This window comes from Flavobacterium sp. GSP27 (assembly GCF_003970395.1).
Lineage (GTDB): Bacteria > Bacteroidota > Bacteroidia > Flavobacteriales > Flavobacteriaceae > Flavobacterium.
In genome coordinates, this window is record NZ_RYDP01000013.1 from 18,211 (window position 1) to 32,913 (window position 14,703).

At 34.4% G+C, this 14,703-nt stretch carries 12 protein-coding genes; 9 read left to right on the forward strand and 3 right to left on the reverse strand.

From position 1 onward, the window contains the following. Positions 1–57: 57 nt before the first annotated feature. Positions 58–2,577, reverse strand: coding sequence for a M14 family metallopeptidase (locus EKM05_RS11580; protein ID WP_126555449.1), 2,520 nt, complete (start codon positions 2,575–2,577; stop codon positions 58–60). 224 nt (positions 2,578–2,801) lie between these two features. Here EKM05_RS11580 and EKM05_RS11585 point away from each other — a divergent pair, with 224 nt between their 5' ends. Further along, positions 2,802–3,734: a peptidylprolyl isomerase gene (locus EKM05_RS11585; RefSeq protein ID WP_126455419.1), complete on the forward strand. Its 933-nt coding sequence runs from the start codon at positions 2,802–2,804 to the stop codon at positions 3,732–3,734. Positions 3,735–3,878: 144 nt separating this feature from the next. Here the strand turns inward: EKM05_RS11585 and EKM05_RS11590 are convergent, their stop codons facing one another. Beyond that, a complete protein-coding gene (locus tag EKM05_RS11590; protein ID WP_199742826.1) occupies positions 3,879–4,763 on the reverse strand; it encodes a transporter in 885 nt (294 codons plus the stop codon). Between the two features lie 123 nt (positions 4,764–4,886). On the opposite strand from EKM05_RS11590, the gene EKM05_RS11595 reads away from it, so the two are divergent. The 8 genes from EKM05_RS11595 (at position 4,887) to EKM05_RS11625 (ending at position 11,878) form a co-directional block, all read left to right on the forward strand. Continuing rightward, positions 4,887–5,171 carry a DUF4834 family protein gene (locus EKM05_RS11595; RefSeq protein WP_126455421.1) on the forward strand — a complete coding sequence of 95 codons (285 nt, stop codon included), beginning with the start codon at positions 4,887–4,889 and terminating at the stop codon, positions 5,169–5,171. Between the two features lie 48 nt (positions 5,172–5,219). Continuing rightward, the gene (locus tag EKM05_RS11600; RefSeq protein ID WP_126555452.1) at positions 5,220–7,640 is read left to right on the forward strand and encodes a YfhO family protein; all 2,421 of its coding nucleotides are present in this window, start codon (positions 5,220–5,222) and stop codon (positions 7,638–7,640) included. 65 nt (positions 7,641–7,705) lie between these two features. Continuing rightward, on the forward strand, positions 7,706–7,870 hold the full coding sequence (locus EKM05_RS14425; protein ID WP_158615150.1) for a hypothetical protein: 165 nt from the start codon (positions 7,706–7,708) through the stop codon (positions 7,868–7,870). A 6-nt stretch (positions 7,871–7,876) separates the two neighbouring features. Next, the gene (locus EKM05_RS14680; RefSeq protein WP_233579320.1) at positions 7,877–8,080 is read left to right on the forward strand and encodes a hypothetical protein; all 204 of its coding nucleotides are present in this window, start codon (positions 7,877–7,879) and stop codon (positions 8,078–8,080) included. Positions 8,081–8,354: 274 nt separating this feature from the next. After that, a complete protein-coding gene (locus EKM05_RS11610) occupies positions 8,355–8,582 on the forward strand; it encodes a hypothetical protein (RefSeq protein WP_126463410.1) in 228 nt (75 codons plus the stop codon). A 2-nt stretch (positions 8,583–8,584) separates the two neighbouring features. Then, positions 8,585–9,874 (forward strand): glycosyltransferase family 4 protein, encoded by a 1,290-nt coding sequence (locus EKM05_RS11615; RefSeq protein ID WP_126555455.1) that lies wholly within the window; start codon positions 8,585–8,587, stop codon positions 9,872–9,874. 41 nt (positions 9,875–9,915) lie between these two features. Further along, a complete protein-coding gene (locus EKM05_RS11620) occupies positions 9,916–11,376 on the forward strand; it encodes a lipopolysaccharide biosynthesis protein (RefSeq protein ID WP_126555458.1) in 1,461 nt (486 codons plus the stop codon). A gap of 202 nt (positions 11,377–11,578) precedes the next feature. Next, positions 11,579–11,878: a hypothetical protein gene (locus EKM05_RS11625; protein ID WP_126555461.1), complete on the forward strand. Its 300-nt coding sequence runs from the start codon at positions 11,579–11,581 to the stop codon at positions 11,876–11,878. Between the two features lie 3 nt (positions 11,879–11,881). Here EKM05_RS11625 and uvrA read toward each other — a convergent pair whose 3' ends face one another. Further along, on the reverse strand, positions 11,882–14,677 hold the full coding sequence (uvrA, locus tag EKM05_RS11630) for an excinuclease ABC subunit UvrA (RefSeq protein ID WP_126463402.1): 2,796 nt from the start codon (positions 14,675–14,677) through the stop codon (positions 11,882–11,884). Between the last annotated feature and the right edge of the window lie 26 nt (positions 14,678–14,703).

Below are 14,703 nucleotides of genomic sequence, written 5' to 3' on the forward strand. Positions count from 1 at the left end.
TTGACTTTGCGCTTTTTTTATAATACTCTGAAATACTTTAAAAAAAAATATAGTTTTTTACATGAGTTTGCCAAAGAAAACAGCATTCCAAAATAATTTTTCTGTTCCCAGCCAGAAGGCTCGGAAATTAGTATTGTCTGTGAAAATTAAAATAGCTCCATCTCCTTTTCGAATGGCTTGAAACGGTACGGTTTCTTTTAACAACTCCAGTTTTGGTTTCGAAATGTAACCGCTCAACAATGGATTTTTAGTATATTGGATTGGATTACCAAAACTATTTTTATTGGGTTCAATAAAAATAGAGGAGTTTCTGAAAATAGGCATCGTATTTCGTGGCATTCCATAATTAATAGGATGTGATAAATCTAATCTGGTTTCAAATATTGCCCCGCCAATCTCTTGTGCTCCCGTGAAATCACTAGTTTGTTCAAATGAAATTGCTTTAGCTTCATTTTTAGTAGTTTCCAAAGTTAATTCAATTAATTTACTATCATTCAGCCATTTAATAGCATCCTGATACGCAATTAAAGTTCCTCCACTTTGAGTCCATTGCTCTATTTTAGCTGCTGTAGCTGGTGAAAGTCCACCATAATTTCCATTGACCATGATCAAAGTCGTATAACCACTTAGAGTCACTCTTTGTAGTTGTTCCATATCTATTTTAGTCAATGGAATTTGTGCTTTTTGATCAAATAAATGCCATAATTCTCCCGCATCTGATGGATCAACACCACGTCCCACGACCATAGCTACTTTAGGCATGGTAAGATTGACTAGATTGGGATTTCCTAAATTGGCACCATCAGTAAACCCGGTTTCTACGGCGGTAATAGCAATAGCGTATTCCGGGATAATTTGGTTCAGGTACGCATACATTTCATCTGAACTCATTGTCTGATTCTGAACAGGTACTAACAAACTCCCATAGGAAAAAGTTTTTCCGTTGTGGACAAATGGTTTCTTAGTGGTTTTTATACGCAGTCCTTTGGCCTGTAATTGGTATAAAAGTTTAGGAGAATTGTAGTCTGTCCATTCGATTAGGTATCCTACATCACTTTTTTGATTGACCGTTCCGGGTTTCAATACATTTTCGTAACGTGCCCCGGCTTGTGAAAGGGAATTCAGTTCCTCAAAATTTAAATTGAAAGCCAGATCAAAATTCCATGCTGAAATGTCATAAAAGATACTGTCTTTGAACTTGGTTTGTCTATCAAAAATAGCGTGTATGAGCTTTGAGTTTTTTTGTTCCATGGGAATAATAATACTCAAATCTTTACTGAATTTCTTTTTGTTGATGGTGATGTCTTCTTTCAATTGCAGCATTTCAATTTTATGCTGGCTAAGTATTTTGGCGAGTTCTTGAACTTTAGTAGCATCTTTTTCGTCTCCAAATACATAGCCTTTTGTTTTGTTTCTTTTACTTTCGGCACTGGAATTAGTAAAAAAATCGCGTTGGTATTCCAGCAACTCTTTTCGCATTTCATACGCAGCCTGTACTGATGACAAGCTGGTTGTAAATTGATTTTTGATGGTAAATGGAAAAGTGATTATTCCGTTTACGCTTTGTTGGGCATGTCCTCTTGAACTCGCTTGTTCAAATAAAATACCGATACCTCCATTGATGTCAGGATAGGTAGATCCTTTGCCGTAATAAAAGTCATCAAAACCATCTTCGACATAATAAAAACTTCCAATTTTATCCAATGCTTTGGCATGGTAGCCTGCAATTTTTTTGGTTAGTTTTTGGTTTAATTCAGGAGTGAGTGGGTTGGTGCGACTTTGAACTCCCGGCTGAAAAAAGTAAGTCGAATTAGTTCCCATTTCGTGAAAATCACACAATACATTTGGCATCCATTTCCTGAAAGTCCTAATGCGCGCCTGACTTTCTGGAAGTTGAACGGGAAGCCAGTCTCTGTTCATGTCAAACCAGTAGTGATTAAATCTTCCGCCTGGCCATGCTTCATTAAATTCTCGGTCATTAGGATCTGTTACTAAGTTTTTACTTTTATGGCTGTTCACCCATGTTGAAAAACGATGCAAACCATCTGGATTTAAACTTGGATCTAATAGAATAATCGTGTTATCCAGCATTTTCTTTAGTTCAGGACTTTCTGAGGCTGTAAGATAATAGGCCAGAGCAATTGCGGCACCGGTTCCGCTGGATTCATTTCCATGGATTGAATAGCCTAAATAGAGTACGATAGGCAAATTAGATACATCCGAAGCATTAGTATCTGAATCCGATAAAGCGAGGTGTTTTCTATGAATTTCATCAATTTTTGCTAAATTTTCAGGACTTGAAATGGTAAGTAATTGTAGTGGACGGTTTTCATAAGTGTAACCGGTTGTTTCTATTTGCACTCTGTCAGAAGCTTTTGCAATAGCTTCCATAAAGTGAACTACTTGATTGTGATCAGTATGCATTTCTCCTAATTCAAAATTAAAAACACTTTTAGGTGTCGGAATTTTGTCATTGTACGTTTCGTTTTGCGGCAAAAAATACGCTAGTGGTACTGGTCTTTCTTGTGCATTGCAAATGAAACTAAAAAAGAATAAAAGGTAATAAATAGATTTCATAGATAAATAGGTTTTTAGTGGTGACGGTATAAAAAGAATCATTTGAATACAGGTTGTGTTAGAATTACATCAAAGATTAAATTACAAGTAGCTTTAAATAGGATCCTTTTTAAGACAGAAAATTGGAAGAAATTTCAAGATGATTTATCAAATGTAACGTTTTAGTGAATAGGTTCAAATAAATTAATTTTGTAAATTTGCATTTCAATAAAAATTAAAAAGCAATGGAAAACGGAATATATGCTAAGTTCAACACCACAAAAGGGGCTGTTTTAGTAAAACTAACGCACGATTTGACTCCTGGTACAGTTGGGAACTTTGTAGGATTAGCAGAAGGTAACTTAGAAAATAAAGTTAAACCACAAGGAGTTAAGTTTTATAATGGATTAAAATTTCACAGAGTAATTCCTGATTTTATGGTACAAGGCGGTTGTCCACAAGGAACAGGAACTGGAGATCCAGGGTACAAATTTGATGATGAGTTTCATCCAAGTCTAAAACATGATCGTCCGGGTGTTTTGGCGATGGCGAATTCAGGACCAGGAACGAATGGTTCTCAATTTTACATTACACACATTCCTACGGAATGGCTGGATAATAAGCATACTGTTTTTGGTCATGTAGTTGAAGGTCAGGATGTCGTTGATGCTATCGCTCAAGGCGATGTTTTAGAGACTTTAGAGATCGTTAGAGTAGGAGATGAAGCTAAAAATTGGAATGCAATTGAAGCTTTTATTAGCTTTAAGGGATCACGGAACAAACGTGATGCCACTTTGAAAGCCGATGCTGAAGCTGCGATGGAAAAATTAGCTGCGGGTTTTGAAAAAACAGAAAGTGGACTGCGTTACCAATTCATCCAAAGAGGAGAAGGTAAAAAAGCAGAAAGCGGAAAAACCGTTGCTGTTCACTATGAAGGTTCATTAGAGAATGGAAAAGTGTTTGATTCCTCTTATCCAAGAAAAAAACCAATCGAATTTAGATTGGGGCAAGGTCAGGTTATTGAGGGTTGGGATGAAGGAATTGCCTTGTTGCGTGTAGGTGACAAAGCACGTTTTGTGATTCCATCTCATTTAGGGTATGGATCTCGTGGTGCCGGAGGAGCAATTCCGCCAAATGCTACTTTGATTTTTGATGTAGAATTGATGGAAGTAAAATAGTTTTTAGTACTCTTTTCAGCGACTAGAAAAGACAAATACAAAGAATCCCAAAACGAAAGTTTTGGGATTCTTTTATACCGCTTATTTTACTGTACTTATTTTTATATTTTTTCGCTTATTTTTAAGGCTTTTTTATCGGAATACTTAATTGTCAATATTTATTCTTACTTCTTGGTAATTGGCATCATAGCGCCAGGAAAAACCAATACCTCCATACAGTGCAGATGGAGTATCTTTAAGACTTGTACTTATTGAGGCATCAATTTGCATGTCTTTATTTAACAAATAAGCAGCGCCACCACGAACTATTGCATCGCTGTAAAAATCACTTTTGAACCCCTGATTTTCTACAAATCCGGACCATTTGTCATTAAACCCTCTAGTCAAAGTTAGCACGTAGCCATAACTCGGGAAATCAGTTGTAATATAGTCAGCAATGATATTCGTTACAAAAACCCACCTGCCATCACCTAAATGATTTTGGGTAATCAACATAATTTTTGGAGATATACCGGATTCAGTGGAAAAAGAATACGGATTGTCTGCCATTGTAAAATTAGCTCCTGCAAACACAGATACAGCAGGTATTAGTTGGTGCCAGTCAAAACTGCGATTGGCTTTCCAGCTGTATAGGTTTGTTTTTTTTTCATAATTACGGAAAGGATCATACACTAAATATTTAGCTCCCAGAACCGTTTGCTTAAAGTCTGCACGATTGCTTTTGTTGAATAAAGAAGTGTACAGTTCGTTTTGGTATTGTATATCGGCTATCAATTCCAGCTTTTCCATGAATAATCCCCATCGCAATGTGGCATCAATCCCAAAACCGTTTGCATCATAGTTCAATAAACGATGGTTTTGTTTGATCCCGTAAACACCAGTTTCTATTTGGATAACAGACTTTCCAACAGCAAAAGCCGACATGGTTTCACCCGGTCTGTTCGAATTGATTTGATCCGTATGTTGCCCATAATGAATACTTGGAATCATTGAGAGAGCTACAATTAGTAAGATTTTGATTTTGGACATCTTATTTTTTTTAGTTAAAAAGTAACAACGCTTTTCAAATGTACTATATTTTATTATTTATTTAAGAGAGATAGTTTAATTTTGAACAGTTGATTTATTAATTTTGGAAAAAATTACACTTATATGCAAACAGCTTCATTTACGGGTTTTATAAAAGCACTTTTTTATATGATTGCTTTCTATTATATTTTTAGATTTTTGGCTAAATTATTTCTGCCATTATTAGTAAAAAAAGTAGTGCAGAAAGCAGGCGAAAACATGCAGAAGCAACAGCAGTATGCACAAGAGAATACGTGGCAAAAAACGCAATCTAAGGAGGAAGAAGTTCTTTACACAACAGCAAATACTAAAAACCCACGCGAAACCAAAAAAGTGGGCGATTATGTAGATTACGAAGAAATAGATTAAATTTGTCATTATTAGCATCATTTTTACTATAATCCAAACCATTTTACATTGAAAATAATAAATAAGTTCTATCCACACGCCATAGCCATACTTGGTTTTGTTGTGATTTCTCTGCTATATTTTTATCCTGTGTTGCAAGGAAAGCAAATTTTCCAGTCTGATATTGTGCAATATACAGGAATGGCCAAAGAGCAAAATGACTTTAGAGCCACCGATGATGTGGAGCCGTATTGGACTAATTCCGCATTTGGAGGTATGCCAACCTATCAACTAGGAGCAAAATATCCACACGATTATATTGGTGCGATAGACGATGCATTGCGATTTTTACCGCGTCCTGCGGATTATTTATTTTTATATTTTCTTGGATTTTATGGCTTGATGCTGGTATTAAAAGTGGATCCTTTAAAAGCCTTTTTTGGTGCATTAGCCTTTGGTTTATCTACCTATTTGATAATTATTCTTGGAGTTGGTCATAATGCTAAAGCACACGCTATTGCGTATATGCCACTGGTTATTGCTGGATTTATTTTGGTGTTTCAAAAAAAATATATTCTTGGAGGTTTGATTACGCTTTTTGCGACAGCATTAGAAATCAATGCGAATCACTTCCAGATGACCTATTATTTATTGATTTTCTTATTGATTCTTTCTATATATTTTGTGTACCAGCAAGTAAAAGAAAAAGACTATAAATCGCTACTGTATTCATTTGGAATACTTGCGGTTGCGGGAATATTTGCTATTGGCACCAATGCGACTAATTTATTAGCTACTGCCGAATATGCAGATTTTAGTACTCGAGGGAAAAGTGAATTAACCTTTAATCCTGATGGTTCAAAAAAGGATAGTAATAGCGCCTTGACGTATGAGTACATAACGGAATACAGTTATGGAATTATGGAAAGTTTTAATCTGATAGCGCCCCGACTTTTTGGAGGCTCAAATAATGAGGCAGTAGGAAAAGACAGTAATATGTTTGAACTAATGGTGGGCAAGGGCGTACCAGAAGATCAGGCAACTGATTTTGTTTCAGGAATGCCAACCTATTGGGGAGATCAACCCATAGTTGCTGCTCCCGCATACATTGGTATAGTGGTTTTCTTTTTGGCTATTATGGCCTTGTTTATTGATACACGCAAAATAAAATATGTATTCCTTTCTGGAGCTGTAGTTGCTTTGATACTTTCATGGGGGAAGAATCTTCCTTTAGTGACTGATTTTTTTATTGACTATATTCCTATGTACAATAAATTTAGAGCAGTTTCCTCTATACAAGTTATTCTTGAATTGTGTTTTCCTGTTCTGGCTATTATGGGCTTACAGTCTTTCTTTACATTGGACAAAAAACTACAAAAGAAAGCCGTAATGGAGACCGGTGTTTTAGGGCTGGGATTAATACTGATCTTGTTTTTTAGTAAAAGTATGTTTAGTTTCTCTGGAGGTAATGATGCGTATTATCAACAAAGTTACGGACCTGACTTTGTTAATGCCTTAAAACAGGACCGAATGAGTTTGTATAGTGCTGACTTATTGCGATCTGGTTTCTTGATAGTAATTACAGCGGGTATTTTATGGTTGTTTATTAAAGATAGGTTTGCTCAGAAAACCGCTATTATACTTGTAGGCTTATTGATGGTTTTTGATTTGTTTTTTGTTGATAAAAATTATGTGTCAGGAAAAGATTTTGTCAGCGGCAGGGAAGTGGAAGTCCCATTTCAGGAAACAGCTTCCGATGTTGAAATTCTCAAGGATACAACTCATTACAGAGTTTTTGAAGTAAGTGGAAACTTGTCCAGCGCACGTGCTTCTTATTTTCATAAATCAATTGGTGGCTACAGTGCCGTGAAGCCGCGAAGAATGCAACAATTATTTGATTATCAAATTGCCAATAATAATATGGAAATCCTAAACATGCTAAATGTCAAGTATGTAATTCAGACGGATAAGGAAGGAAAAGAATTTCCAACTTCGAACCCAAATGCCAATGGGAATGCCTGGTTTGTAAGCAGTGTGAAAGTAGTTAATACCCCTGATGATGAGATGAAATCTTTAGGACAACTAGATACTAAAGATGTCGCAATATTTAACCGGCATGAGCATGGATCTAAGTTTAGAAATGTTGGATTGAAAAGGAGATGGGATACCAGTGGAACCATTCAATTAGATGTTTACAAACCCAATTATCTTAAATATACTGCTAATAATACTAAATATGCTTTAGCAGTTTTTTCTGAAATATATTATGAAAAGGGATGGAATGCCTATGTTGATGGCGTAAAAACAGTTCATTTCCCTGTTGATTATGTATTGAGAGCACTAGTTCTTCCAGGGGGGCAACACAAAATAGAATTCAAGTTTGAACCTCAAGTTATAAAAACCGGAAGCACGATTACGTTGGTAAGTTCCATAGGAATGTTGTTGCTTTTGATTGGTGGGATTTATTTTGAAAGAAAAAAAAGGCGTTAGCTGTCTGATATTTATTTGTAAATTTGATCTAATAAATTTCGAATACATTCTAAATTTTTAATGCAATGGGTAAAGTCAAATTAAATCACGAACATCCAACAGTAAAGGAGGTTAGATATGTTGAGGAAACAAGAGGATTGACTTATCAGCAACGTTTTGAAAAACTGATGGCAATAATCGAAATATCTTGCTTATTAAAGGCAGCAAAGAAATATTCAAAATCAAAATAATTTGAAATGAATATGCATAAACAAATAATAGATGTTTGGAAGTACTTGTCAGAAAACAAGGTAAACTATTTAACTATCGGTGGATTTGCAGTAAATATTTACGGCTACGGAAGAAACACAGGAGATATTGATATTTTCATTGAAGATACGATTGCTAATCGTGGAAATTTAAGAAATGCGATCAAACAAATTGGTTTAGGTGATTTTTAAAGTATTAATACAATGCAATTTATTCCGGGTCGGACAGATTTCACTCTAAATATTAATTTTAGATTGGATATTATGACTTCTGTTAAAGGTTTAGAAAATTAGCCTTTTGTAGTACTTTTAGAAAAAGCAAATATCATAGATATAGATGGAATTCCAGTGTTTTTTATTGATTATGATAATTTGATTATTTCCAAAAAAGCAGCTAATAGACTTAAAGATCAACTAGATATTGAAGAGTTGGAGAAACTAAATAACAAAAATATTTATTAAAATTATGATAGAATTATTCGGTTTAAAATCGTTTCAACAAATATTGTTGTTACTTTTTTTATTAGGTTTTATTTTTGGAGTATTGTTTGGTATTTACTTATTTATACCTGACAAATTTAAATATTATTCAGTAATCCCCGCTTTACCGGCTTTTTACATTATTTCAAAAGGATTGTATCAAAACAGTACTTTGTTTTTTACGGATTTAAAATCAATTACAACAAAATCCTAAACTTGGAACCAAAAAAAATTTTAATAATTACCTATTATTGGCCACCGGCTGGAGGACCTGGGGTACAACGTTGGCTAAAGTTTGTTAAGTATTTGCCAGATTTTGGCATTCAGCCGATTGTGTATATTCCGGAGAATCCAACGTATCCTATTGTTGATAAAAACTTGGTTAAAGAAGTTTCGGATAAGACCATTATTTTGAAACAGAAAATTTTCGAACCGTATCAACTGGCTTCGTTTCTTTCGAAAAACAAAACCCAAAAAATCAGTTCCGGGATTATTCCAAATCAAAAAAAACAATCTTTTCTGGATAAAACGTTTCTTTGGATTCGCGGGAATCTTTTTATTCCAGATGCACGTGTTTTTTGGGTAAAACCATCAGTTGCTTATCTGGAGAAATATATTGTAGAAAACAATATTGATACCATAGTTACTTCCGGACCACCGCACAGTCTGCATCTTATTGGAATGGAATTAAAACAGAAATTAGATTTAAAATGGTTTGCTGATTTCAGGGATCCATGGACCACTATTGGTTATCACAAATCCTTGCGATTGTCGAGTTTTGCTGCTAAAAAACACAAAGCACTAGAACACCAGGTTTTGAATACAGCCGATACCATTATAGTCACGAGTAAAACTACTAAAACTGAATTTGTAGCGATTACAAATAAGCCCATTGCGGTAATTACCAATGGGTATGATATGGAGCAAGTCGAAAAACAAGTGTTAGATTCTAAATTTTCTTTGGCGCACATTGGTTCTTTTCTTTCCGAGAGAAATCCTCTGATTTTATGGGAGAGTTTGGTTGAATTAATTAATGAGATTCCGGAGTTCAAATCGCATGTAGAAATAAAGCTAATCGGAGCAGTCAGTCAAGAAGTTTTGGAAACTATGACGCAATTCGGGTTAAATTCCTATTTGAATAATTTGGGATATGTTTCGCATGCAGAAGCGATTGCACATCAAAGAAAATCCCAGGTTTTGTTGCTTGTCGAAATTAATTCTGAAGAGACTAAAAGCATTATCCCTGGAAAATTATTTGAATATATGGTTTCCAGCCGTCCAATTATTGCAATTGGTCCCAAAGGTTCTGATTTTGCCGAAATTATTACCACTACCAACACAGGCATATTTTTTGATTATTCGGAGAAAATGAAACTTAAAAGTGTAATTTTGGACTTTTACAATCAGTTTTTGGAAGGTAAATTGCAAGTAAATGGAGTTGGATTACAGCGTTATTCCAGAAAAAATCTTACAAAAGAATTGGTTGAACTGCTTAATAAAATATAAATTAAAAGTGAGATTGCTTTGTGTCTCGCAATGATAAAGAAATGGGAATAGTATTAAATCAATCTTTAAAGAATACAATAATTACCTATTTTGGTTTTGGTATTGGGGCAATAAATACACTTTATTTGTATCCGTTTTTTTTAGGAACAGTATTTTATGCCTTAACAAACTACATTCTTTCTTGGGCAAATATCATTATGCCTTTATTGGCTTTTGGTATGCAAAATACGTTGGTGAAGTTTTATACTCAGTATAAAACAGAAGAAGAACGCTCCAAGTTTCTCTCGTTTACTGTACTAATTCCTTTCTTGTTGTGTATCCCTTTAGTATTGATTGGATTATTCTTTTTTGAACCTATTTCATTATACTTGAGCAAAGAAAATCCTGTAGTTAAAGATTATTTATGGCTTATTCCATTTATAGGACTTAGTATGGCTTATTTCGAGATTTTTTATGCTTGGGCCAGAGTGCACATGCATTCGGTTTTTGGAAATTTTGTGAAAGAGGTAGGGCTAAGATTATTTTCTTTATTTGCTTTGATTGGAGTCTATTATAAATGGATTACAGTGGTACAATTTATTTATGTTACTGCTATTATTTATTTTCTGGCTTTTGCTATAACGATGTTTTATGCTTTCCGAATAAAAAAACCTGTATTTCAGTTTTCCATTCCTCAAAATGTGAAAGATGTTTTAGTATATACTTTTTTCATTATTTTATCAGGTAGTGTTGCGGTTATGTTATTGGATATTGATAAAATTATGCTGAATCAATACATTAAAATTGAGAATATAGCCTATTATTCCGTTGCTACTTATATTGCATCTGTCATAGCAGTTCCCAGTAGGGCGATGCATCAAATTACATATCCCATAACGGCTAAGTTAATGCATGAGAATAAGCAGGATGAATTAAATGATTTGTACAAAAAGACTTCAATTAATTTGCAAGTTGTAGGTGGTTTTGTAATGCTGTGTATTTTTGTCAATATCAACCAGTTGTATGTAATGGTTCCAAAAGAGTATAGTGGAGGAATTCTAGTGGTATTTTTGATTGGGATTTCTAAATATTTTGATTTGATTTTAGGAAATAATAATGCTATTATTTTTAATTCAAAATACTACCGTATGGTCTTGTTTTTAGGTTTATTACTTGTTTTTCTAACAATAGGACTGAATATGTTTTTTATACCAAGATATGCTATAACAGGAACTGCAGTAGCTACTTTGTTATCAATAACACTGTATAGTTTGGCTAAACTGCTTTTTGTAGTCAAGCGTATGCACTTGTATCCGTTTACAATACAGACATTATATTCTCTTGCGATAACTTTTGTATTGTTCTTGATGTTTTATTTCTGGGAATTTCCTTTTCATCCAATCATAAGCATAGGATTAAAATCTATTTTAGTAGCCATTTTATATATTTATATTAATTACAAGTTTGTTATTTCAATAGAGATAAACGAAGCTCTGAATTTGGTTATAAAAAAATTCACCTAAATATTATTTATTTTCGGATTGTTACGTATTAAGTCACTTATTTTCATGTATTTATAATTATTTTTTTTATATTTAATAAAAAATAGAAATGCAAAATATCACTAAAAGTGGGTATTGTGAAGTTCTAAAATTGCCATTATTTTTGTAAACGTCATTTTGTCACTACTAGTAAAAAAATTAGAGATAAATTATCTGAAATAATATGAAAAGCAATACAAGTATAACCGAGGAGAATTTTATAAAGTTTTCCTCCATCCTGGAAAATAAAACCAACCATGGATTTATAGTGTTGGAACGAAACGACAAGTTGCCCTTCGCTATTTTATTGAAAAAAAGACAAAAAGTAGATCATCTTTTTAATTTTTGTATCTGTTGCATTACATTAGGACTGTGGTCCATCGCCTGGATTTATATTACACAGGTTTCCTCAAAAGCTAAAAAAATACTTGTAGCTATTGATGAAGATGGAAATACTTTTGAAGAGAAATGTTATATGGGATAATATTTATAATTTATCTTTCAAATATTTTCCCGTAACAGATTCTTTTATTTTAACAACTTGTTCCGGAGTTCCTACCGCCAATAATTTTCCGCCATTTTCTCCGCCCTCAGGCCCCAAATCAATAATCCAATCCGCACATTTTATTAAATCAAGGTTGTGTTCAATAACAATAATTGAATGTCCTTTATCAATCAATGCATCGAAAGACGCTAATAATTTTTTGATGTCATGAAAGTGCAGTCCCGTTGTAGGTTCGTCAAAAACAAATAAGGCTTTGTCTTTTGTAGCTCCTTTCACTAAGAATGAAGCCAGTTTTATTCGTTGGGCTTCGCCTCCGGACAGAGTAGAAGATGATTGGCCTAATTGAACATATCCCAATCCCACATCTTGCAAAGGCTGTAATTTTTGAGTTATTTTAGGTTGTTTATTAGTATTGAAAAACGCAATCGCATCGTCTATGGTCATTGTAAGAATATCATGAATGTTTTTGCTTTCAAAAGCTACTTCCAGTACTTCTTTTTTGAATCGTTTCCCGTTGCAGGTTTCACAAGGTAATTGTACATCAGCCATAAAAACCATTTCTACGTTGATAGCACCTTCTCCTTTACATGTTTCACATCTCCCTCCATCAACATTAAAAGAAAAATGTTTGGCTTGATAGCCTCTAATCGTTGATAGTTTTTGTTTAGCATACAATTCTCGGATATCATCATACGCCTTGATATACGTCACCGGATTAGAACGGGAACTTCTTCCTATTGGGTTTTGATCTACGTATTCTATGTGTTTAATTTGAGCAAAAGAACCGGTCATTTCAGTAAATTGTCCCGCTTTTTCACCTGCGTTTTCCAACTTTTTTTGCATGGCCGGAAAAAGGATTTTCTTAACAAGCGTACTTTTTCCACTTCCAGAAACTCCTGTAATAACCGTTAATACATCCAGTGGAAAAGTAACATCAATATTTTGTAAATTATTTTCTCGTGCTCCTTTTATGTCAATAAAATTCTTGAAAAGTCTTCGTTTTTTAGGGACGCTAATTTCTAAATCACCGTTTAGATATTTTGCTGTAAGTGAAGTCGATTTTAATATTTCGTCATAGGTTCCCTGCGCGACTAAATGCCCGCCTAAAGTTCCTGCTTCCGGACCTATATCAATAATCATATCAGCGGCTTTCATGATATCCTCATCGTGTTCTACCACAATGACCGTATTGCCTAAATCGCGTAACGATAACAATACTTTTATCAAACGTTCTGTATCTTTTGGATGTAAACCAATACTGGGTTCATCCAAGATATACATTGAACCCACTAAGCTGCTCCCTAATGAAGTGGCTAAGTTGATGCGTTGTGATTCACCTCCAGAAAGTGTTGCAGAATTTCTGTTTAATGTAAGGTAGTCTAATCCTACTTCGGTTAAAAACGATAGACGGTTGTTGATTTCAACCATTAATCGCTTCGCAATTTGCTTTTCATACACATCTAAATCAATGTTTTCGAAAAAGGTTACCAGATGTTTAATCGGTAAATCAACTAAATCAGAAACCGTTTTTGCGTTTATTTTCACGTAGGAAGCTTCTACTCTCAAGCGTTTTCCTTTGCAGGAATGGCATTTGGTTTTGCCTCGATAGCGCGAAAGCATTACTCTGTTTTGAATTTTATAATTTTTTTCTTCCAGTTCTTTAAAAAAATCATTCAGCCCTTGAAAGTAGCTATTTCCATTCCAAATTAGTTCTTTTTGATCCTCAGACAACTCATAATACGGTTTGTGTATTGGAAAATCAAATTTGTAGGCATTATTTACTAATTCGTCGCGAAACCAGCTCATACTTTCTCCTCGCCAAGGGAAGATTGCGTTTTCATAAACAGACAAAGTGGTATTTGGCACGACTAATTCGGAATCAATTCCTATAATATTTCCATATCCTTCACAAACGGGACATGCTCCATACGGATTATTGAAGCTGAACAAATGAACGTTGGGTTCTAGAAATGTAATACCATCCAACTCAAAATTATTGGAGTAGGAATACTTTTTATCAGCGTTTAATTCTTGTAAATGGCAGATCCCTTTTCCTTCAAAGAAAGCAGTTTGCACCGCATCAGCAAGACGATTGTAGAATTCTTCTTCTCCGGAAGTATCGTGATTGACTACAATTCGGTCAATGATTAAGAATATTTCTTTTTTATCTAGTGAATCCGGTAAGTCGTCCAGACGAACCATTTCGTTATTCACTAATATTCGGGCAAAACCTTGCTGTAATAGGACCTTTAGTTTGTCTTCCAGTTTTCGTCCTTCTTCCAGATGAATCGGAGCAAGCAGCAACCATTTGCTGTTTATTGCAAATGTTTTGACATCGGTAACGACATCGGTAACGTTATTTTTTTTGACTTCCCGACCAGAAATAGGCGAATACGTGCGTCCAATTCTGGCAAAAAGCAATTTTACATAATCGTATATTTCGGTTGAGGTTCCTACAGTAGAGCGGGCATTGGTAGTATTCACCTTTTGTTCAATAGCAATTGCCGGAGCAATTCCTTTGATGTATTCCACTTTTGGTTTATCCAATCGTCCAAGAAATTGTCTCGCATACGAAGATAAACTTTCTACATAACGGCGTTGCCCTTCGGCATATAAAGTATCAAAAGCCAAGCTTGATTTTCCAGAACCCGAAAGTCCCGTGATAACCACTAATTTATTGCGGGGAATGGCGACGTCTACATTTTTTAGGTTGTGTACTTGCGCTCCTTTTATAATAATATTTTTCTTTGGATCTAGTTTCGAAAGGTCAACTTGCATAAAAATGATAATTTTTACAAAAGTAA

What these genes read in the sequence shown, in the direction of transcription:
- EKM05_RS11580 (WP_126555449.1), bottom strand. Translation starts at nt 2,577, where the DNA reads ATGAAATCTATTTATTACCTTTTATTCTTTTTTAGTTTCATTTGCAAT.
- EKM05_RS11585 (WP_126455419.1), top strand. Translation starts at nt 2,802, where the DNA reads ATGGAAAACGGAATATATGCTAAGTTCAACACCACAAAAGGGGCTGTT.
- EKM05_RS11590 (WP_199742826.1), bottom strand. Translation starts at nt 4,763, where the DNA reads ATGTCCAAAATCAAAATCTTACTAATTGTAGCTCTCTCAATGATTCCA.
- EKM05_RS11595 (WP_126455421.1), top strand. Translation starts at nt 4,887, where the DNA reads ATGCAAACAGCTTCATTTACGGGTTTTATAAAAGCACTTTTTTATATG.
- EKM05_RS14425 (WP_158615150.1), top strand. Translation starts at nt 7,706, where the DNA reads ATGGGTAAAGTCAAATTAAATCACGAACATCCAACAGTAAAGGAGGTT.
- EKM05_RS14680 (WP_233579320.1), top strand. Translation starts at nt 7,877, where the DNA reads ATGAATATGCATAAACAAATAATAGATGTTTGGAAGTACTTGTCAGAA.
- EKM05_RS11610 (WP_126463410.1), top strand. Translation starts at nt 8,355, where the DNA reads ATGATAGAATTATTCGGTTTAAAATCGTTTCAACAAATATTGTTGTTA.
- EKM05_RS11620 (WP_126555458.1), top strand. Translation starts at nt 9,916, where the DNA reads ATGGGAATAGTATTAAATCAATCTTTAAAGAATACAATAATTACCTAT.
- EKM05_RS11625 (WP_126555461.1), top strand. Translation starts at nt 11,579, where the DNA reads ATGAAAAGCAATACAAGTATAACCGAGGAGAATTTTATAAAGTTTTCC.
- uvrA (WP_126463402.1), bottom strand. Translation starts at nt 14,677, where the DNA reads ATGCAAGTTGACCTTTCGAAACTAGATCCAAAGAAAAATATTATTATA.